Raw genomic sequence first — 18,239 nt, 5'->3', positions numbered from 1 at the left:
GAGGGCCCTATTATGCGGAAACTTGAGGCGTCAACGATCTGGCGCCGCCACCGGCCCGCGGGCTCGGGCCCGCGATCACCAAGGGCGCCGGTCAGGCCAGCAGGTCGTACAGCGTGCGCGCCACCACCTTGGTGGCGCGGCGCAGGTCTTCCAGGTCGATCCGCTCGTCGGCCTGCTTGGCATGCGACTCCAGCACCGAGCGCGGGCCGGCGCCGTAGATCACGCCCGGCACGCCGGCCCGGGCATAGAGCCGCACGTCCGTGTACAAGGGCGTGCCCATGGCGGGGATGTCCTCGCCGAAGACGGCGCGGCCATGCTTGCGGATCGCCGCCACCAGCGGCTGGCTGCCGGCCAGCGGCTGCATCGAATGGGCCAGCAGCATCCGGCGGATCGCCACCGAGATGCCGGGCATGGCCGCCGCGGCGCGCTCGATCTCCTGGCGCACCTGCGCCTCGACCTGCGCCGGGTCTTCCTCGGGGATCATCCGGCGATCGAGCTTGAACGTCACCTGGCCGGGCACCACGTTGGTGTTGGTGCCGCCTTCGATGCGCCCGACGTTCAGGTACGGGTGCGAGATGCCGGGCACCTGCGAGGTCACCTGGCGGTAGCGCTGGTTGCAGGCGTAGAGCGCCCGCAGGATCTCGACCGCGGCCTGCAGCGCATCGACGCCGCTCTCCGGAATGGCCGCGTGCGCCATCTTCCCGTGCACGGTCACTTCGAGCTGCAGGCAGCCGTTGTGCGCCGTGATCACCTGGTAGCTGAAACCGGCCGCGATCAGCAGGTCGGGCTTGGTCAGCCCGTGCCGCAGCAGCCAGCCCGGGCCCAGTTCGCCGCCGAATTCCTCGTCGTAGGTGAAGTGCAGCTCGACCCCGCCATGCAGCGGCGCGGCCAGCGCTTCCAGCGCGCGCACGGCGAAGGTATAGCTGGCGAAATCGCTCTTGCTCACCGCGGCGGCCCGGCCGTAGAGCCGTCCCTCGACGATTTCGCCGCCATAGGGGTCGTGGGTCCAGCCGTCGCCCGGCGGCACGACGTCGCCGTGGGCGTTGAGCGCGATGGTGCGGCCCGCGCCGTAGCGGCGCCGCACGATCAGGTTGGTGACGGACTCCATTCCCGCGGCCCGCACTTCCTGCGCCGGCACCGGATGCTGCTCGGCCTCGAAACCGAACGGCCGCAGCAGTTCGGCCGTGCGTTGCGCATGGGGCGCGTTGTTGCCGGGCGGCGTGTCGGTCGGCACCCGCACCAGCGCCTGCAGGAAGCGCACTTCCTCGTCGAAGTGCGCGTCGACCCAGGCGTCGATCCGCTGGTAGGCGCTCATGCCTGGGCGGCGAGCTGGTCCAGCAGCCGCAGGCAGGCCTCGACGGCGAGCTGGATGTCGTCGCTGGTGGTGCTCTCCAGCGGGTTGTGGCTGATGCCCAGGTTCTGGCCGCGCACGAACAGCATTGCCTGCGGCATCACGTGGTGCAGCTTCATGGCGTCGTGGCCGGCGCCGCTGGGCATGCGAAAGACCGGCACGCCCAGCGCCGCCACCGCCTGTTCCCACAGGGCCTGCCAGTGCGGCGCGCTCGGCGCGGCGGCCACCTGCATCGTCTGCTCCAGCGTGTAGCGCACGCCGCGCCGCTCGCAGACGGCGGCCAGTTCGGCCAGCACGTCCGCGACCATCGCGTCGCGCTGCGGATCGTTGGGCGCGCGCAGGTCCAGCGTGAAGACGCAGCGTCCCGGCACGACGTTGATCGATCCGCCCGGCACCTGCAGCGTGCCGATGGTGCCGACCGAGTCGCCGTCGCGCGCGGCGCGCCGCTCGACGTAGAGTGCGAGTTCGGCGAAGGCCATCGCCGCGTCGCGGCGCCGGTCCATCGGGGTGGTGCCGGCGTGGCTGGCCATGCCGGTGATCTCGCAGCGCAGCCGCACGCCACCGTTGATCGAGGTCACGACGCCCAGCGGCAGATGGCGTTCGGTCAGGACCGGTCCCTGCTCGACGTGCACTTCGACGAAGCCCAGGTACCGCTGCGGGTCGCGTTTCAATCCGGCGATGGCCTCGATCGTGCCCGGCAGGCCGGCGCGCTGCATCGCCTCGCGCATGGTCACGCCGTCGGCGTCCTGCTGCTCCAGCCACGCCGGGTCGAAGCTGCCGATCAGCGCGCCGGAGCCGAGGAAGGTCGCGTGGTAGCGCTGCCCTTCCTCCTCGGCGAAGGCGACCACTTCGATGTCGTACGGCAGCCGCCGGCCCTGGCCGGACAACTCGCGCACGCAGGCGATCGGCGCGAAGATGCCGAGCCGGCCGTCGTACTTGCCGCCGTTGCGCACCGTGTCGTAGTGGCTGCCGGTGAGCAGGCGCTTGGCGTTCGCGGTCCCGGGCGCGGCCCGGTAGACGCCGACCACGTTGCCGACGGCGTCCATGCCCACTTCGTCGAAGCCGCCCTCGCGCATGTGCTGGGCGATCCTGGCCGCCACCTCCCGGTGCGCGTCGGTCAGATACGTCACGGTGAGCTGGCCCTGCTCGCGAAAACCCGGATCGCTGTGCTGCGCCAGGTCTTCCAGCGCATCCCACACCAGGTTGCCGAGCGCCGGCTGCACGCCGAACTTGTCGTTCAGGCGCAGCTCGACGATGCGGTGCACGTTGCGCAGCCCCTCCGCCAGCTCGACGTCGCAGGGGTTGGCCAGGCGCCGTTCGAAGGTGGCGATGATCTCGGACCGCGACAGCCCGAGGCCGCGCGGGCCGCGGACCGCCAGCACGAACGGGAAGCCGAACTTGGCGCGGTAGTCCGCGTTGAGCTGCTGGATGCGGGCATGCGCGTCCGGCGCGCAGGCGGCCAGGCCGGCCTGGTGCTGCTCGCCGGCCGATTCGGCCGTCAGGCGCCGGTCGGCCATCGCCTGGCCGGCCAGTTCGGGGTGGGCGCACAGCAGCGCGATCTGGGCGTCGCGCCCCGCCTCGTCGACGATGTGCGCCATCACGCACTTCAGGTGCGGCAGGGAGCGGAACGGCCGGTGCGCGAGCGCGGCCTCGGCCACCCAGGGCGAATGTTCATAGAGGCCGTCCAGCAGCTGCGCGGCTTGCGCGCCGCCGGCGGCATTGAGTTGTTCCAGTGTCAGCGGCATGGTCAGCCTTCGAATGGGTGGGTGCGCCGCCAGTGGCGTGCGATGTCGATGCGGCGGCAGATCCAGACGCGGTCATGGCGCTGCACGTGGTCGAGGAAGCGCTGCAGCGCGACGATGCGGCCCGGCCGCCCGAGCAGGCGGCAGTGCATGCCGATGCTCAGCATGCGCGGCGTCTCGGCGCCTTCGGCATAGAGCGCGTCGAAGCTGTCGCGCAGATAGACGAAGCAGTCCTCGGCGTTCGAGAACCCCTGCGGCAGCGCGAAGCGCATGTCGTTGGCGTCCAGCGTGTACGGCACCACCAGGTGCGGCACGACGCTGCCGTCGGTCTTGCGCACGCGGGTCCAGAACGGCAGGTCGTCGGCGTACGAGTCGCTGTCGTACTCGAAGCCGCCGTAGTCGGCGACCAGGCGCCGGGTGTTGGGGCTGTCGCGTCCGGTGTACCAGCCCAGCGGCCGCTCGCCGGTCAGGCGCTCGATCGCCGCCATGCCCAGGCGCATGTGCTCGCGCTCGGTGGCCTCGTCGACTTGCTGGTACGAAATCCAGCGCCAGCCGTGGCAGGCGATCTCGTGCCCCAGCTCGCCCAATGCCGCGGCCACCTCCGGGTGGCGCTGCAGGGCCATGCCGACGGCGAACACCGTGAGCGGCAGCCCGCGGCGCTCGAACTCGCGCAGGATGCGCCACACGCCCACCCGCGAGCCGTACTCGTAGATGCTCTCCATGGTCAGGTGGCGCGCGGCAAACGCCGGCGGGTTGAACATCTCGGAGAGGAATTGTTCGGAGCCGGGATCGCCGTGCAGCACCGAGTTCTCGCCGCCTTCCTCGTAGTTCAGCACGAACTGCACGGCGACGCGGGCAGCACCCGGCCACATCGCCTGCGGCGGCGTGCGGCCGTAACCCGCGAGGTCGCGCGGATAGGAAGGGTCGGGGGCGTCGGCGGCGGTCGTCATGGGAGCGGGAATGGTATGGCAATTCCCGCCGGCGATCGGCTCGCCTACACTGCCGGCGAACAGACGAAGGAAGACGATGGGCCTGAGCACCCATGTTCTCGACACGATGCACGGCTGCCCCGCCGCCGGCATGGCCGTCGAGCTGTATACCGCCGACGGCCCGCAGCCCGCGCTCGTCAAGCGGATCGAGCTGAACCGGGACGGCCGCAACCCGGGCGGGCCGCTGCTCGAGACCGCCGACCTGAGGCCGGGCCGGTACCGGCTGGTGTTCGACGTCGCGGGCTATTTCAGGCAGCGCGGCGTGGCCCTGCCGGAGCCGAACTTCCTCGAGCGCGTCAGCGTCGATTTCGGCGTGGCGGACCCGGCGCAGCACTACCACGTGCCGCTGCTGGTGAGTCCCTGGAGCTACAGCACCTATCGCGGCTCGTGAGCCGCCGGGCGCTTCAGTCCTGACCTTCGGTCAGGGTGTCGAGCTGGAAGCGGCCGCTCTTGTGCCACAGCCAGGTGTCGGTGTAGACCACCTTGCCCATGCGCGCGGGGGCCGGGAACGGCGCGGCGGCGCGCACCGTCCGCTCGATCTCGGCGATCACCTCGGGGGCGTGCCTTGGCGCGCGCATCCAGTGCAGGTCGCGCACGTTGCCGCGGCCGTCGACCTCCACCTGCAGCACGCCCACCGCATACAGCAGCGGCGGCAGCCGGCCCTTGTAGATGCGCTCGCGGTTCAGGCCGTACAGGTGCTGGGCGGCATCGGCGCGGTAGGCCCGCGCAGTCGAGGCGTCCGAGCGGCGCCCGGTCGCGGCGGCGGCCGGCGCCGCGGGCGCGGGACCGGGCACCCCGGCTTCGGCGGCGGGGGGCGGGGCGGGCGGCGCCTTGGGCGAGGAGCAACCGGCCAGCCAGGCGGCGATGCAGCTGGCCGCCACCAGGGCGCCGCGGGAAATCGAACGGTGTTTCATGGGTACTTCCTGGCGCCTGCGCGCGCTGTCGAGCTCGGCTATTGAACGCGAAAGCACGAATTCTGCCGACGGGCGTTACTCGAGCTTGAACTTTGTTGCTTTTCGACGCGAAGCACAATCGCGGCGATGGATGCTTTCATGTCGCGCCTGGCTCGGGAAGACGCCGTGCTGGTCACCGTGGTGGCCGCGCAGGGCTCGGTGCCGCGCGACCCCGGCGCCTGGATGGCGGTGTTCGCCGGCGATGTCGCCGGCACCATCGGCGGCGGCCGCCTGGAGCACATGGCCATCGCCGAGGCGCGCCGCCGTCTGGCCGGACCGGCCGCCGGCGCGACCGAGCAGCGGTTCGCCCTCGGCCCGAGCCTGGGGCAATGCTGCGGCGGCGTGGTGCGGCTGCAGTTCGAGCGGGTCGGGGCCGCCGACGCGGCGGCGCTGCGGCAGCGGCTGGCGCCGCGGCTCGCGCCCGTGGCGCTGTTCGGCGGCGGCCACGTCGGCAGCGCGCTGGTGCAGGCGCTGGCGCCGCTGCCGTTCGCGCTCGCCTGGATCGACAGCCGCGACGAGATCTTCCCGCCGGAGCTGCCGGCCAACGTGCGCTGCGAACATTCGGATCCGGTGCAGGCCGCGGTGCCGCAGCTCGCCGCCGGCACCAGCGTCGTGATCATGAGTTTCAGCCACGCGGAGGACCTGGACGTCGTCGCCGCCTGCCTGGTCCGCCAGCGTGCGCTGGGCGACCTCGCGTTCATCGGCCTGATCGGCAGCAAGACCAAGTGGGCCACGTTCCGCCATCGCCTGGAGCAGCGCGGGTTCGGCGCCGCCGAACTGGCGCAGGTGACCTGCCCGATCGGGCTGCCGGGCATCGCCGGCAAGGAGCCGGCCGTGATCGGGGCCAGCGTGGCGGCCCAGTTGCTGCAGCGCCGCCGCCCCTGAACGCGCCGGCGCACGGCACACTCCCGGCCCATGGAAGCTTATTTGCTGGACTGGGCCAACCTGCTGCTGCGGTGGGCCCACGTGATCGTCGCCATCGCCTGGATCGGCTCCTCGTTCTATTTCGTCTTTCTCGATTCCAGCCTGACGCCGCCGGTGGACCCGGACCTGCGGCGGCAGGGCGCGACCGGCGAGCTCTGGGCGGTGCACGGCGGCGGCTTCTACCACCCGGTCAAGTACGCCGTGGCGCCGCCGCAATTGCCGCCGCACCTGCACTGGTTCTTCTGGGAAAGCTATTCCACCTGGCTCACCGGCTTCGCCCTGTTCGCGGCGTCGTACCTCTGGAGCGCCGGCACCTACCTGGTCGACCGCTCGGTGATGGACTGGTCGCCGGCCGCGGCCGGCGCGCTCGCGGTGTCGTTCCTGGCCGTGTTCTGGCTGCTGTACGACGGCATCTGCCGCTGCTTCGGCCAGCGCGACGGCATCGTCGGCGCGCTGGTCGCGCTGCTGGTGTGCGCCGCCTCGTGGCTGGCCTGCCACTGGTTCGCGGGCCGCGCCGCCTTCGTGCTGGTGGGCGCGACGATGGCCACGGCGATGAGCGCCAACGTGCTGTTCTGGATCATTCCCGGCCAGCGGAAGGTGGTGGCGGCGATCAAGGCCGGCCAGCCGCCCGATCCGATCCACGGCGTGCGCGGCAAGCAGCGCAGCGTGCACAACACCTACTTCACGCTGCCGGTGGTGTTCGCGATGCTGAGCAACCACTACAGCTTCACCTGGGGCCATCCCAGGAACTGGCTGGTGCTGATCCTGATGATGTTCGCCGGCGCGGCGATTCGCCAGTTCTTCGTCCTGCGCCATGGCTGGAAGCTGGGACGCAACCGCCATCCGCTGCCCTACGCGCTGGCCGGGGTCGCCCTCATCGCCGGCGTGGCGTTCTGGCTGCGGCCGGCGCCCGCCGCGGCGGTCGGCGCCGGCGGCCCGGTCGGCTACGCCCAGCTGCAGCCGGTGCTGGCGCAGCGCTGCTACCTGTGCCACGGCCCGCAGCTGCAGATGAAGAACGTCCGGCTCGACTCGCCGGCGCTCGTGAAACAGCATGCGCAGCAGATCTACCAGCAGGCGGTGGTCGCGCGGGCGATGCCGATGAACAACGCCACCGGCATCACCGAAAGCGAGCGGGCCCTGATCGGCCAGTGGTTCCGCGGCGGCGCGTCGGTGCCCTGACGCCGGCGCGTCGCGGCCGGGAATCCACCATGGACGCGGGCGGCGCCGCTGCCTACGCTCTCGCCGGGACCCCGCCCGGCGCCACCAGGAGGCACGAGATGACCAGCGGCCGATCGATGCTCGACGCGATCTACGACAACGAGGCGCAGCGCGCGCCGCAGGTGTTCCTCACCCAGCCGGTGGGCGGTGGCCGGGTGGTCGATTACACCTGGGCCCAGATGATGGACCAGGCCCGCCGCATGGCCCGCCACCTGCGCGAGCGCGGGCTGGCGCCGGGCGCGCGGGTCGCCATGCTGACCAAGAACTGCGCGCACTTCTTCATGGCCGAGCTGGCCATCTGGATGGCCGGCGGCACCACCGTGGCCATCTTCCCGACCGAAACCGCCGAGACCGTGCGCTACGTGCTGGAGCACAGCGAGGCGAGCCTGCTGTTCGTCGGCAAGCTCGATGCCTGGGAGCAGCAGGCGGCCGGCGTGCCGCGCCAGCTGCCGTGCATCGCCTTTCCGCTGGCGCCGGTGACGCCGTTCGACCGGTGGGACGACATCGTGGCGCGCACCGAGCCGCTGCCGGGACGGCCGCAGCGCGCTGCCGACGACCTCGCCATGCTGATCTACACCTCCGGCTCGACCGGCCAGCCCAAGGGCGTGATGCTCGCGTTCCGCGCCGTCGGCGCCGCCAGCGCCGGCATGGTCGATTACCTGAAGTCCCGGTACGGCGACGACCGGCAGACCCGGGTGCTGTCCTACCTGCCGCTGGCCCACAGCTTCGAGCGCGCCTGGATCGAGTGCGCGTCGCTGTACGACGGCGCGGGCCGCATCTTCTTCGCCGAATCGCCGGACACCTTCCTGGCCGACCTGCGGCGGGCGCGGCCGACCACCTTCATCTCCGTGCCGCGGCTGTGGCTCAAGTTCCAGCAGGGCGTGTTCGCCAGGATGCCGCCGCAGAAGCTGGACCGGCTGCTGCGGCTGCCGGTGGTCGGCAGGTTGGTGGCGCGCAAGGTGCTCAAGGGGCTGGGACTGGACGCGGTGCGGCACGCGGCCAGCGGCTCCGCGCCCATTCCCGCCGAACTGATCACGTGGTACCGCAAGCTGGGCCTGAACCTGTTCGAGGGCTACGGCATGAGCGAGGACTTTGCCTACTCCCACAGTTCCACCAAGGAGCGCCAGGCGCCCGGGTTCGTCGGCGTGCCGCTGCCGGGCGTGCAGGTGCGCCTGGCCGCGGACGGCGAGATCCTGGTCAAGTCGCCGGGCCAGTTCGCCGGCTATTACAAGCGGCCCGACCTCAATGCCCAGGCGTTCACGGCGGACGGCTTCTTCCACACCGGCGACATGGGCGAGCGCGATGCGGACGGGCTGCTCAAGGTGACCGGCCGCGTGAAGGAGATCTTCAAGACGGCCAAGGGCGAATACGTGGCGCCGGCGCCGATCGAGAACAGGCTCAACCTGCACCCGATGGTCGAGCTGTCGCTGGTCTCCGGCGTCGGCCAGGCCGGCGCCTACGCGATGGTGGTGCTGGCCGAGCCGCTGCGGCCGCGGCTGCAGGACCCGACGGTGCGCGCGCAGGTGCAGTCGGAGCTCGAGCGGCTGCGGCAGGACGTGAACCGCGAGCTCGCCTCGCACGAGCGGCTGCGGATGATCGTCGTGGCCGATGAGCCATGGTCGATCGAGAATGGCTTCCTCACCCCGACGATGAAGATCCGGCGCGGCCGCATCGAATCGGCGGTGGCGCATGCCGTCGACAACTGGTACGCCACCGGCGCCACCGTGCACTGGGCCTGAAAGCAACGATGACCGATCTCCCGATGACCGTTCCGACCCTCGCGCGCCACGGCGGCGACCGTATCGCCGAGGCGTTGCGGGTGCATGGGGTGCGCGCCGTGTTCACGCTGTGCGGCGGCCACATCTCGCCGATCCTGGCCGGCGCCAAGGCCCGCGGCATCCGCATCGTCGACGTGCGCGACGAGGCGACGGCGGTGTTCGCCGCCGACGCGACGGCGCGCCTGACCGGCACGCCGGGCGTGGCGGCGGTCACGGCCGGCCCCGGCATCGCCAACACGATCACGGCGCTGAAGAACGCACAGCTGGCGCAGTCGCCGGTGGTCCTGCTGGGCGGCGCGGCGCCCACGGCGCTGCAAGGGCGCGGCGCGCTGCAGGACATCGACCAGCGGCTGCTGGTCGAGCCGCACGTCAAGCTCTTTCGCAAGGTGGCCTCGGTGCGCGAGCTCGGACCCGCGGTGGAAGCGGCCTTCGCCGTCTCGCGCTCGGACGTGCCCGGGCCGGTGTTCATCGAATGCCCGGTGGACCTGCTGTACGACGAGGCCTCGATCCGCCAGTGGTACGCCGACGCGGCCGGCAGGGGCGCCGGCGTGGCCGAGCGCATGCTGCGCCTGTACCTCGACCGCCATGTGCGCAGGATGTTCGCGGGCAGCGGCAAGCCCGTGACGCACCGCGTGCTGAAGGTGAGCGCGCCGCGGGCCGCCGGCAAGCCGCTGGCGGCGGCGCAGTCGGCGCTGGCCGCCGCCAGCCGACCGCTGCTGGTGATCGGCAGCCAGGCCGTGGTGATCGCCACGCAGGCGGCGGCGGTGGCGCAGGCCGTGCAGGCGCTGGGCATCCCGGTCTACCTCTCCGGCATGGCACGCGGCCTGCTCGGGCGCGACCATCCGCTGCAGCTGCGCCACCAGCGGCGCGAGGCGCTGCGCGAGTCCGACTGCGTGCTGCTGGCCGGCCTGCCGTGCGACTTCCGGCTCGATTACGGCCGGCACGTGCGCCGCGGCGCCACGCTGATCGCCGCCAACCGCAGCGCCCGCGACGCGCGGCTCAACCGCAAGCCGGACGTGCTGGCGCTGGGCGACGCCGGTCTGTTCCTGCAGGACCTGGCGCAGGCGCTGCCGGGCGCCGGCGCACCGCGCGAGGGGTGGCTGAGGCAGCTGCGCGAGCGCGACGCGGCGCGCGAGCGCGACATCGACGCGCAGGCCGCCGTGGCCGGCGAGCACGTCAACCCGGTGGCGTTGTTCCGCGCGCTGGAGCAGGCTGCCGCCGACAATGCCGTGTTCGTCGCCGACGGCGGCGACTTCGTGGCGACGGCCTCCTATGTGCTGCATCCGCGCCAGCCGCTCGGCTGGCTCGATCCCGGCGCGTTCGGCACGCTGGGCGTCGGCGCGGGCTTCGCGCTGGGCGCGTCGATCGCCCGTCCGAAATCGGAAGTCTGGGTCGTCTTCGGCGATGGCGCGCTGGGCTGGGGACTGGCCGAGTTCGATACCTTCGTGCGGCACGGCATCCCGGTGATCGCGGTGGTCGGCAACGACGCCGGCTGGACCCAGATCGCGCGCGAGCAGGTCAAGATGCTGCGCGACGACGTCGGCACGGTGCTCGCGCGCACCGACTACCACGAGGTGGTGGCCGGGTTCGGTGCCCAGGGGATCGTGGTCAGGACGATGGCCGAGCTTGCGCCGGCGCTGGACCGCGCGCGCGAACTCGCCCGGCAGGGCCGGCCGGTGCTGGTGAACGTCTGGCTCGACAGGACGGCGTTCCGGGAAGGGTCGCTGTCGATGTGAGCGGCGCCGCGCGGCCGCGCCGACCGGCTACGCCGGCTTGCCGGCCGCCTCGCGCCTGCCGCCCGCACTGGCCGCCAGCCGCTGCACGTCGCGCACTTCGATGCGCCGGCCCCGCACCTCGAGCAGGCCCTCGTCGGCCAGCTCGTGCAGGATGCGCGAGAAGTGTTCCGGCGTGAGATGCAGGTGCGAGGCGACCGCGGCTTTCGGCGCCGGCAGTTGCACCAGCGCCGCGCCGCCCTGGGCGGCGGCGTTGCGCACCAGGTAATCGATCAGGCGCTCGCGGCCGCTGCCCATCGCGCGCCGGTCGGCCTCGTGCACCATCGCCTCGATCCGCTGGCTCAGGCCGGCGATCATGCGGCGCGCGAACAGCGGGTTGCGCTCGATCTCCTCGAACACCGCTTGCTTGGGCACGTGCAGCACCAGCGCGTCGGTGGCCGCCTCGGCGTTGACCACGGCCGGCCGCTCCAGGAACATGATCGGCTCGCCGAAACTCTGGCCCGGGCGGACCACGCTGGTCAGCCGCTCGCGGCTCGGACTGCGCGCCACCAGCCGGATCTCGCCGTAGACCACGATGTACATCCCGGTGAGCAGTTCGCCCTGCGCGAACACGCGCTCGCCCCGGCGCAGCGAACGCCGCGTGGTGGCGGCGGCCAGCCGCGCGATGGTCGCCGCGTTCAGCGACTTGAACAGGGGCAGCGCGGCCAGGAACACCTGGGGCGCGATGGCCGGCCGCGCCATCGGCTTCAATCCCGCGCCCGCGCCGGCCGGACGCCGCGCGGTATGGCGGCGGCGGCCGCCTTGGGTTCAGTGGCCGAGCGCGATGGGGCGGAAGCCCGGATGCTCGAAATAACGTCCATAGCTGTTGACCGCCGCAGCCACCTTGACCAGGCCCTGCGTCGGCGTCGCCTTCCTGTCCTTGCCGGCCATCGCTTCGGTGCCCGCGCCGATGTTGCCGATCACCAGGTGCAGCATGGCGTCGGCCTTGGGCTCCAGCTTGCAGTTGGCGACGATGCCGGCGACTTCATTTTCCACCTTGGCGGCCACGCTTGCATAGTCCGCCGGCGACAGCTTGTCGGCATGGGCGGCCGACAGCTGCGGTTCCACCAGCCCGCGGATGCGGTCCATGCCGCTGCGCAGGGTGTCGTCGGTGCTCCACTTCTTGCCGTGGTCCAGCGCCAGCTTGGCCGGCGCGCTGCCGTGGCCGTCGTGGGCGTGGCCGCCCGCCGCCAGGGCGGGGGTGCCGGTCATGGCGCAAGCGGCGGCCAAGGCGGCGGCAGCGGCCAGGGCATGCAGTCTGTGTGCGTTCATCAGGATCTCCATCGGTGTTGCGGGCGGGCGACCGCCGCCCGGCCTGCCGATGAGAGCGCCCGCCCGGCGGCACGTTCGCGCCGCCTGCCCCGGCCTTCGCAAATATCAAGAAAAGGGATGGCGCGGCCGAGGGCCGGCGCGACGCGCGGCTACCAGCCGCCGACCAGGCCGGCGGCGCGGGTGGACGACTTGCCGAAGTGCGCGGCCAGGGCTTCGACGAAGGCGCCGACCCGGGCCGACGTCTGGTGGCGCTGCGGATAGACCGCGTAGATGTCGGCTGGCGGCGTCTGCCACTGCTCCAGCACCTGCCGCAGGCGGCCGCTGCGCAGGTAGCGCGCGACGTCCCATTCGGCGCGCATCACGATGCCGTGGCCGGCCAGCGCCCAGGCGACCGCCATCTCGCCGTCGTTGGTGCTCAGGGCGCCGCGCACCTTGACCGTCTCGGTGCGCTTGCCCGACGCGAGCCGCCACACGCCGTAGGCCTGGTCGCCCTGGCGGATGCCGATGCAGCTGTGCTGCGTCAGGTCGTGCGGCGACTTCGGCGTGCCGTGCCGCGCCAGGTAGGCCGGCGAGGCGCACAGCAGCCGGCGGTTCGGCGCGATCAGCCTGGCGATCACGCGGGCGTCCGGCGGTTCGCCGAAATGAACGCAGACGTCGAACGCGTCCTCGGTGAGCGGCGGCGGATCGACCGTCAGCTGCAGCTGCACCTGCACCTCGGGGTGCTGCTTGGCGAACTGCGACACCAGCGGGCCGATGTGGCTGCGCCCGAACCCGAGCGTGGTGTTGACGCGCAGCAGCCCGCGCGGCGCGGCCAGCGAGCTGGCCACCATCCGCTCCATGTCGTCGATCTCGGCCAGGATGCGGCGCGCCTGCGCCAGGTACAGCTCGCCTTCCGGGGTCAGGCTCACGCGCCGGGTGGTGCGCGCCAGCAGCCGCACCCCCAGCCGCGCCTCCATCTGGGCGAGGCGCTTGCTGACGGCGGCGGTGGACAGGTCGAGCTCGCGGGCGGCCGCCGAAAAGCCGCCGCAGCGGGCCAGCAGGCTGAAGAAGGCCATTTCGGAGGGGGCGGAAGCCGACGCTGTCATTGTTGAACGCCAGGAAACAATGACATCACTTTAACGTGCCTTCTTTGCGCCGCACCGGCGTAGATTGGCGCCAGCATCCGCTTCAAGGAATTCCCAATGAAAAGCTACCGCATCGCATGCATCCCGGGCGACGGCATCGGCAAGGAAGTGATTCCGGCCGGCCAGGCCGTGCTGGAGACCCTGGCCGAAGGCCAGCGCCAGTTCCGGTTCGAGTTCAGCACCTTCGGCTGGGGCGGCGACTGGTACCGCGAGCACGGCGAGATGATGCCGGCCGACGGCCTGGTCGCGCTGCGCCCGATGGACGCGATCCTGTTCGGCTCCGCCGGCGATCCGCACATTCCCGACCACATCACCCTGTGGGGCCTGCGCCTGAAGATCTGCCAGGGCTTCGACCAGTACGCCAACGTGCGGCCGACCCGCATCCTGCCGGGGATCGACGCGCCGCTCAAGCGCTGCGCGCCCAAGGACCTGGACTGGGTGATCGTGCGCGAGAACTCCGAAGGCGAATACGCCGGCGTCGGCGGCCGGGCCCACCAGGGCCATCCGATCGAGGTGGCGACCGACGTCAGCATGATGACCCGGGCCGGCGTCGAGCGGATCATGCGCTACGCCTTCGGCCTGGCGCAGTCGCGCCCGCGCAAGCTGCTGACGGTGGTCACCAAGTCGAACGCGCAGCGCCATGCGATGGTGATGTGGGACGAGATCGCCGCCGAGGTTGCGAAGGAGTTTCCCGACGTCAGCTGGGACAAGGAACTGGTGGACGCCTGCACCGCGCGCATGGTGAACCGGCCCGCTTCGCTCGACACCATCGTCGCGACCAACCTGCACGCCGACATCCTGAGCGATCTGGCGGCGGCGCTGGCCGGCAGCCTGGGCATCGCGCCCACCGGCAACATCGACCCGCAGCGCCGCTATCCCTCGATGTTCGAGCCGATCCACGGCTCGGCCTTCGACATCATGGGCAAGGGCCTGGCCAACCCGGTGGGCACGTTCTGGAGCTGCGTGATGCTGCTGGAGCACCTCGGCGAGAACGAGGCGGCGGCGCGGCTGATGCGGGCGATCGAGGCCGTCACTGCCGATCCCGCGCTGCACACGCGCGACCTCGGCGGCCGCGCCACCACCCAGGAAGTCACCGATGCGGTGTGCGCGCGGCTCGCCCAGAATGACTGGAAGCGCGCCGCCTGAGCGGGCGCCGTCTTTTTCGACCAAGGAAGCAGCATGAAATTCAGCATCAGCAAGTTGGTTGGCCTCCTGTGCCTCGCGGCCGCCCCGGCCGTCATGGCGCAGGCCTGCCCGGAGAAGAACGTCCTGTACTGGCAGGCCTTCCCGCCCGGCGGCGAGTCCGACCTGTCGGCGCGGCACCAGCAGGTGGTGCTGAAGAAGAAGTGCCCGGCCATCGACACCATCATCCAGTACAAGGCCGGCGCCGGCGGCGGGCTGATGTGGGGCCAGATGAACAACCTGCCGGGCGACGGCCTGAACGTGGTGGGCATCAACCTGCCGCACATCGTGTTCCAGCCGCTGGAGGGCCAGGTGCAGTACAAGACCGCCGACATCACGCCGGTGTACTGGTTCCACTACACGCCCGACATCCTGGTGGTGCCCGAGCAGAGCCCGATCAAGTCGTTCGCCGATTTCGTGAAGATGGCCAAGGCGTCGCCCGGCAAGCTGAGCCTCGGCGGGTCGGGCCGCAATTCCGCCAACCATGCAGCGCACGAGCGCCTGAACGCCGCCTTCGGCATCCAGACGACGTACATCCCGTACAAGGGCACCGGCGACATGTCCACGGCCGTGCTCGGCGCGCAGGTCGACGGGGCGATGACCTACACCCCGTTCGCGATCGCCAACAAGGGCCGGGTGCGCCCGCTGGCCGTGGCGATGGACAAGCGCCATCCGCTGATGCCTGACGTTCCGACCTTCAGGGAACTGGGCGTGGACTGGGTGGACGGCGCCTACCGCGGCATCGGCATGCCCAAGGGCACGCCGCCGGAAGCGCGCAAGAAGATGTCGGACCTGTGGGCCCAGCTCAACAAGGACCCCGAAATGAAGGAGCTGGCCGCCAAGTCCGGTTTCGAGCTGGTGAACGTGGGCGTCGACAAGATGGACCCCTTCATGCAGGAAAAGCAGAAGCTCTACATCGAGAGCGCCAAGCGGCTGGACCTCGGCAAGAAATAGCGGGCCGGCGCTCGCTCGCCCCCCGAGGCAACGGCCAGCGCCCGCTGGCCGTTGGCGTTCCGGTCGCTGCCGTCACAATCTCCCCGTAGCTTCGCGATGCCGCTCCATCCTGCCGCCGACCCCCGCCGCTTCCTCGAACACCTGTATCGAGCGGCGGTGCGGCGCGCCATGCCGCTGCACACCCTGGGCCCGTTCCTGCCCGCCCCGCCCGCCGGGCGCACGATCGTGCTCGGCGCCGGCAAGGCCGGCGGATCCATGGCGCATGCGCTGGAGGCGCTCTGGCCGGCGAATGCGCCGCTGGAAGGACTGGTCGTCACGCGCTACCACCACCTGCCGCCGCGCCCGGCCGGCGTGGCGCAGCGCATCGAGATCGTGGAAGCTGCGCATCCGGTGCCGGACGCGGCCGGGCTCGCCGCCGCCCAGCGCATCCTGGCGCTGGCGCAGGGCCTCACGTCCGCCGACCTGGTGCTGTGCCTGATCTCCGGCGGCGGCTCCGCGCTCCTGACCTTGCCAGCCGAAGGCCTGGCGCTGGAAGACAAGCAGCGCATCAACCGGGAGCTGCTGAACTCGGGCGCCACCATCGTCGAGATGAACTGCGTGCGCAAGCATCTCTCGCGCATCAAGGGCGGCCGGCTGGCCGCGGCCTGCAGCCCGGCGCGCGTCGTCACGCTGGCGATCAGCGACGTGCCGGGCGACGATCCGTCGGTCATCGCCAGCGGCCCCACGGTGCCCGATGCCAGCTCCTGCGCCGATGCGGTGGCCATCCTGCAGCGCTACGGCATCCAGGTGCCCGGGGCGATCATGAGCCTGCTGGAGCAGGGTGCGCTGGAGACGCCGAAACCGGGCGACGAGCGTTTCGCCGGCCATGAAGTGCACCTGATCGCGACGCCGCAGCAGTCGCTGGAGGCGGCGGCCCAGGCGGCGCGCGCGGCCGGGATCGAGGCCCACATCCTCAGCGACGAGATGGAAGGCGAATCGCGCGAGGTCGGCAAGGTGCACGCGGCGCTCGCTCGCGCGGTCGCCCGGCGCAGCCAGCCGTTCGCGCGCCCCTGCGTGATCCTGTCGGGCGGCGAGACGACCGTTGCGGTCAGACCGCCGGCCGCCGGCGCGCCGCGCGGCCGCGGCGGCCGGGCCGGCGAGTTCTGCCTGGGGCTGGCGCAGGCGCTGCAGGGGCAGCCCGGCGTGTTCGCCCTGGCCGCCGACACCGACGGCATCGACGGCGTGGAAGACAACGCCGGGGCCTTCGTCGGGCCCGACACGCTGGGGCGCGCGCAGGCGCAAGGCATGAAGATCGATTCGTTCCTGGAGCGCAACGACGCCTACGGCTACTTCGGCGCGCTGGGCGATCTGGTGGTCACCGGGCCGACCCACACCAACGTGAACGACTTCCGGGCCCTGCTGGTGCTGTGATCAGCGGCAACGGTGGCCGCGCCCATGCCGGCGCTCCGACCGATGCCTCCGGGCCCGGATCAAGCGGCCCCGCCCGCGGCGCATCACTTGCGTCCGCCACCGCCGCCACCACCACCACCGGTGCCCCCGCCGGCGCCGCCGCCGCCGCCGGCGCCCCCGCCGGTCGGACCGCCGCCGCCGCCGGAGCTGCTGCCGCCCCCGCCCGCGCCGCCGCCGCCGGGGCCGCCACCACCGCCCGCGCCGCCGCCGCCGCCGCCGCCGGGGCCGCCACCAGCGCCCGCGCCGCCGCCGCCGGAGCCCCCGGTGCCGCCCCCGTTTGCGCTGCCGCCGCCGGCGCGGGTGGGGCAGGCCGAAGCCGCCTGGGAGGCCAGCAAGGTAACGACCTGCCGGCGGACCTCGCACAAGCCCGGGTCCGTCCGCAGCAGCGACGTGGTCAGGGCGATCGAGACCACGCTGATGAGCAGGGCGTACTCGATGACCTGGGAGCCATCATCGGCTGACATGAAGCGCTTGGTGTTCATTGCGGGGCCCAGGTTGCCGGAAGATGGGAACGTTAGGGTTATGCGTGGCGGCTGGCAATGGGAGCCGGGGGCGAAAAGCTCCCGAACTGGCAGGGCAAAGGTCCTGCCCCGGCGCGGTCGGCGGCACCGGCCGCCGCTCACCCGGCTGACCTGCCCATAATGCCGGTGCATGACCCTGGCGCCGATTCCCCCCGTTCAGACCCCGAGGCTCACGTTGCGGGCGGTCGCGGCCGCGGACCTGGCCGACCTCATGGAAGTCAATGGCGATCCCCATGTCACCGAGTTCCTGCCCTATGCCGCCTGGCAGTCGGAGCGCGATGCGGCCGCCTGGCTCGACCGCATGAACCAGCTGGTCGGCGGCGGCACGGCGCGGCAGCTGGTCATCGTCCGCAACGAGGACCGCAAGGTCATCGGAACCCTGCTGCTTTTCAAGTTCGACCAGGGCAGCTCGCGCGTCGAACTCGGCTACGCCCTGGGACGGCAGCACTGGCGAAACGGCTACGCGGCGGAAGCCGTGGGCGCCGCCTTGTCGCATGCCTTCCTGCAGCTTGGCATCCGCCGGGTGGAAGCCGAGGTCGACCCGGGCAACGTGGCATCCAACGCGCTGCTGCGCAAGCTGGGCTTCACCGGCGAGGGCTTTCTGCGCGACCGCTGGGTCGCCAAGGGCCGGACCTACGGCGTCAACATCTACGGGCTGCTCGCGAGAGAGTGGCCCGCGGCCATGGCCCCGGCGACGCCGGCCCGCCCGCGCTGACTTCACGCCGCACGTCCCGTGCCCGCGTTCCTGCTCTGGTGCCTGCTGTTCGTGCTGTGCTGGCCGGTGGCCCTGCTGGCGTTGGTGCTCTGGCCGTTCGCCTGGGTGCTGTCGCTGCCGTTGCGCTTGCTGGGGGTGACGTTCGAGGCGCTGTTTGCGTTCTTGAAGGCGCTGCTGATGTTGCCGGCGCGCCTGCTCGGCGGTCGCCGCCCCGGCGGCTGAGCGCGTCGAGCAGCCGCGCCCGCGCGCTCCAAGCGTCAGGAGCCGGCCTGCGCCGATCCGGCGGCCGCCTCGC

At 71.9% G+C, this 18,239-nt stretch carries 18 protein-coding genes; 10 read left to right on the top strand and 8 right to left on the bottom strand.

The window, feature by feature from the left end:
• Positions 1-91: 91 nt before the first annotated feature.
• The 3 genes from VNT59_RS14505 to puuE are packed head-to-tail and all read right to left on the bottom strand — an operon-like array spanning position 92 to position 4,043.
• Positions 92-1,315 carry a M20 family metallopeptidase gene (locus VNT59_RS14505; RefSeq protein ID WP_325499267.1) on the bottom strand — a complete coding sequence of 408 codons (1,224 nt, stop codon included), beginning with the start codon at positions 1,313-1,315 and terminating at the stop codon, positions 92-94.
• Positions 1,312-3,096, bottom strand: coding sequence for a 2-oxo-4-hydroxy-4-carboxy-5-ureidoimidazoline decarboxylase (uraD, locus tag VNT59_RS14500; RefSeq protein ID WP_325499265.1), 1,785 nt, complete (start codon positions 3,094-3,096; stop codon positions 1,312-1,314). The genes VNT59_RS14505 and uraD overlap by 4 nt, the downstream gene beginning before the upstream one ends.
• Positions 3,097-3,098: 2 nt before the next feature.
• Entirely contained in the window at positions 3,099-4,043 is a 945-nt protein-coding gene (gene puuE / locus VNT59_RS14495) for an allantoinase PuuE (RefSeq protein ID WP_325499263.1), read from the bottom strand.
• Positions 4,044-4,119: 76 nt separating this feature from the next.
• Between puuE and uraH the strand changes: the two genes are divergently transcribed.
• Positions 4,120-4,473, top strand: a complete 354-nt coding sequence (uraH, locus tag VNT59_RS14490; RefSeq protein WP_325499261.1) for a hydroxyisourate hydrolase — start codon at positions 4,120-4,122, stop codon at positions 4,471-4,473.
• 13 nt (positions 4,474-4,486) lie between these two features.
• Here uraH and VNT59_RS14485 read toward each other — a convergent pair whose 3' ends face one another.
• The gene (locus VNT59_RS14485; RefSeq protein ID WP_325499259.1) at positions 4,487-4,996 is read right to left on the bottom strand and encodes a hypothetical protein; all 510 of its coding nucleotides are present in this window, start codon (positions 4,994-4,996) and stop codon (positions 4,487-4,489) included.
• A gap of 126 nt (positions 4,997-5,122) precedes the next feature.
• Between VNT59_RS14485 and xdhC the strand changes: the two genes are divergently transcribed.
• The 4 genes from xdhC to VNT59_RS14465 all read left to right on the top strand — a co-directional run bounded on the left by xdhC (position 5,123) and on the right by VNT59_RS14465 (position 10,691).
• Positions 5,123-5,920: a xanthine dehydrogenase accessory protein XdhC gene (gene xdhC / locus VNT59_RS14480; protein WP_325499257.1), complete on the top strand. Its 798-nt coding sequence runs from the start codon at positions 5,123-5,125 to the stop codon at positions 5,918-5,920.
• A 30-nt stretch (positions 5,921-5,950) separates the two neighbouring features.
• Entirely contained in the window at positions 5,951-7,138 is a 1,188-nt protein-coding gene (locus tag VNT59_RS14475; RefSeq protein ID WP_325499255.1) for a urate hydroxylase PuuD, read from the top strand.
• A 98-nt stretch (positions 7,139-7,236) separates the two neighbouring features.
• A complete protein-coding gene (locus tag VNT59_RS14470) occupies positions 7,237-8,916 on the top strand; it encodes an AMP-binding protein (RefSeq protein WP_325499253.1) in 1,680 nt (559 codons plus the stop codon).
• A 23-nt stretch (positions 8,917-8,939) separates the two neighbouring features.
• The gene (locus tag VNT59_RS14465; RefSeq protein ID WP_325499251.1) at positions 8,940-10,691 is read left to right on the top strand and encodes a thiamine pyrophosphate-binding protein; all 1,752 of its coding nucleotides are present in this window, start codon (positions 8,940-8,942) and stop codon (positions 10,689-10,691) included.
• A 27-nt stretch (positions 10,692-10,718) separates the two neighbouring features.
• Here the strand turns inward: VNT59_RS14465 and VNT59_RS14460 are convergent, their stop codons facing one another.
• The 3 genes from VNT59_RS14460 to VNT59_RS14450 all read right to left on the bottom strand — a co-directional run bounded on the left by VNT59_RS14460 (position 10,719) and on the right by VNT59_RS14450 (position 13,084).
• Positions 10,719-11,429 (bottom strand): Crp/Fnr family transcriptional regulator, encoded by a 711-nt coding sequence (locus VNT59_RS14460; RefSeq protein WP_325499249.1) that lies wholly within the window; start codon positions 11,427-11,429, stop codon positions 10,719-10,721.
• A 66-nt stretch (positions 11,430-11,495) separates the two neighbouring features.
• Positions 11,496-11,999 (bottom strand): hypothetical protein, encoded by a 504-nt coding sequence (locus tag VNT59_RS14455; RefSeq protein ID WP_325499247.1) that lies wholly within the window; start codon positions 11,997-11,999, stop codon positions 11,496-11,498.
• 149 nt (positions 12,000-12,148) lie between these two features.
• Positions 12,149-13,084 carry a LysR family transcriptional regulator gene (locus tag VNT59_RS14450; RefSeq protein WP_325499245.1) on the bottom strand — a complete coding sequence of 312 codons (936 nt, stop codon included), beginning with the start codon at positions 13,082-13,084 and terminating at the stop codon, positions 12,149-12,151.
• Between the two features lie 96 nt (positions 13,085-13,180).
• On the opposite strand from VNT59_RS14450, the gene VNT59_RS14445 reads away from it, so the two are divergent.
• The 3 genes from VNT59_RS14445 to VNT59_RS14435 all read left to right on the top strand — a co-directional run bounded on the left by VNT59_RS14445 (position 13,181) and on the right by VNT59_RS14435 (position 16,669).
• On the top strand, positions 13,181-14,269 hold the full coding sequence (locus VNT59_RS14445; protein WP_325499243.1) for a tartrate dehydrogenase: 1,089 nt from the start codon (positions 13,181-13,183) through the stop codon (positions 14,267-14,269).
• A 33-nt stretch (positions 14,270-14,302) separates the two neighbouring features.
• Positions 14,303-15,259 (top strand): tripartite tricarboxylate transporter substrate binding protein, encoded by a 957-nt coding sequence (locus tag VNT59_RS14440; protein WP_325499241.1) that lies wholly within the window; start codon positions 14,303-14,305, stop codon positions 15,257-15,259.
• 96 nt (positions 15,260-15,355) lie between these two features.
• Positions 15,356-16,669 carry a glycerate kinase gene (locus VNT59_RS14435; RefSeq protein ID WP_325499240.1) on the top strand — a complete coding sequence of 438 codons (1,314 nt, stop codon included), beginning with the start codon at positions 15,356-15,358 and terminating at the stop codon, positions 16,667-16,669.
• Between the two features lie 83 nt (positions 16,670-16,752).
• On the opposite strand, the gene VNT59_RS14430 is transcribed toward VNT59_RS14435, so the two are convergent.
• Positions 16,753-17,190, bottom strand: coding sequence for a hypothetical protein (locus VNT59_RS14430; RefSeq protein ID WP_325499238.1), 438 nt, complete (start codon positions 17,188-17,190; stop codon positions 16,753-16,755).
• A 169-nt stretch (positions 17,191-17,359) separates the two neighbouring features.
• Here VNT59_RS14430 and VNT59_RS14425 point away from each other — a divergent pair, with 169 nt between their 5' ends.
• Together VNT59_RS14425 and VNT59_RS14420 are read left to right on the top strand one after the other, a co-directional pair.
• Positions 17,360-17,944, top strand: coding sequence for a GNAT family protein (locus VNT59_RS14425; protein WP_325499236.1), 585 nt, complete (start codon positions 17,360-17,362; stop codon positions 17,942-17,944).
• Positions 17,945-17,962: 18 nt separating this feature from the next.
• Positions 17,963-18,166 carry a hypothetical protein gene (locus VNT59_RS14420; protein WP_325499234.1) on the top strand — a complete coding sequence of 68 codons (204 nt, stop codon included), beginning with the start codon at positions 17,963-17,965 and terminating at the stop codon, positions 18,164-18,166.
• The last annotated feature ends 73 nt before the right edge of the window (positions 18,167-18,239 follow it).

It is taken from the genome of Ramlibacter sp. (assembly GCF_035554825.1).
Classification (GTDB): domain Bacteria; phylum Pseudomonadota; class Gammaproteobacteria; order Burkholderiales; family Burkholderiaceae_C; genus Ramlibacter.
This window is presented reverse-complemented; position numbering and strand designations above follow the sequence as displayed.

What these genes read in the sequence shown, in the direction of transcription:
- puuE (WP_325499263.1), bottom strand. Translation starts at nt 4,043, where the DNA reads ATGACGACCGCCGCCGACGCCCCCGACCCTTCCTATCCGCGCGACCTC.
- VNT59_RS14485 (WP_325499259.1), bottom strand. Translation starts at nt 4,996, where the DNA reads ATGAAACACCGTTCGATTTCCCGCGGCGCCCTGGTGGCGGCCAGCTGC.
- VNT59_RS14430 (WP_325499238.1), bottom strand. Translation starts at nt 17,190, where the DNA reads ATGAACACCAAGCGCTTCATGTCAGCCGATGATGGCTCCCAGGTCATC.
- VNT59_RS14470 (WP_325499253.1), top strand. Translation starts at nt 7,237, where the DNA reads ATGACCAGCGGCCGATCGATGCTCGACGCGATCTACGACAACGAGGCG.
- VNT59_RS14465 (WP_325499251.1), top strand. Translation starts at nt 8,940, where the DNA reads ATGACCGTTCCGACCCTCGCGCGCCACGGCGGCGACCGTATCGCCGAG.
- VNT59_RS14435 (WP_325499240.1), top strand. Translation starts at nt 15,356, where the DNA reads ATGCCGCTCCATCCTGCCGCCGACCCCCGCCGCTTCCTCGAACACCTG.
- uraD (WP_325499265.1), bottom strand. Translation starts at nt 3,096, where the DNA reads ATGCCGCTGACACTGGAACAACTCAATGCCGCCGGCGGCGCGCAAGCC.
- VNT59_RS14505 (WP_325499267.1), bottom strand. Translation starts at nt 1,315, where the DNA reads ATGAGCGCCTACCAGCGGATCGACGCCTGGGTCGACGCGCACTTCGAC.
- VNT59_RS14475 (WP_325499255.1), top strand. Translation starts at nt 5,951, where the DNA reads ATGGAAGCTTATTTGCTGGACTGGGCCAACCTGCTGCTGCGGTGGGCC.
- VNT59_RS14460 (WP_325499249.1), bottom strand. Translation starts at nt 11,429, where the DNA reads ATGGCGCGGCCGGCCATCGCGCCCCAGGTGTTCCTGGCCGCGCTGCCC.
- VNT59_RS14455 (WP_325499247.1), bottom strand. Translation starts at nt 11,999, where the DNA reads ATGAACGCACACAGACTGCATGCCCTGGCCGCTGCCGCCGCCTTGGCC.
- VNT59_RS14425 (WP_325499236.1), top strand. Translation starts at nt 17,360, where the DNA reads ATGACCCTGGCGCCGATTCCCCCCGTTCAGACCCCGAGGCTCACGTTG.
- VNT59_RS14440 (WP_325499241.1), top strand. Translation starts at nt 14,303, where the DNA reads ATGAAATTCAGCATCAGCAAGTTGGTTGGCCTCCTGTGCCTCGCGGCC.
- xdhC (WP_325499257.1), top strand. Translation starts at nt 5,123, where the DNA reads ATGGATGCTTTCATGTCGCGCCTGGCTCGGGAAGACGCCGTGCTGGTC.
- VNT59_RS14445 (WP_325499243.1), top strand. Translation starts at nt 13,181, where the DNA reads ATGAAAAGCTACCGCATCGCATGCATCCCGGGCGACGGCATCGGCAAG.
- VNT59_RS14450 (WP_325499245.1), bottom strand. Translation starts at nt 13,084, where the DNA reads ATGACAGCGTCGGCTTCCGCCCCCTCCGAAATGGCCTTCTTCAGCCTG.
- uraH (WP_325499261.1), top strand. Translation starts at nt 4,120, where the DNA reads ATGGGCCTGAGCACCCATGTTCTCGACACGATGCACGGCTGCCCCGCC.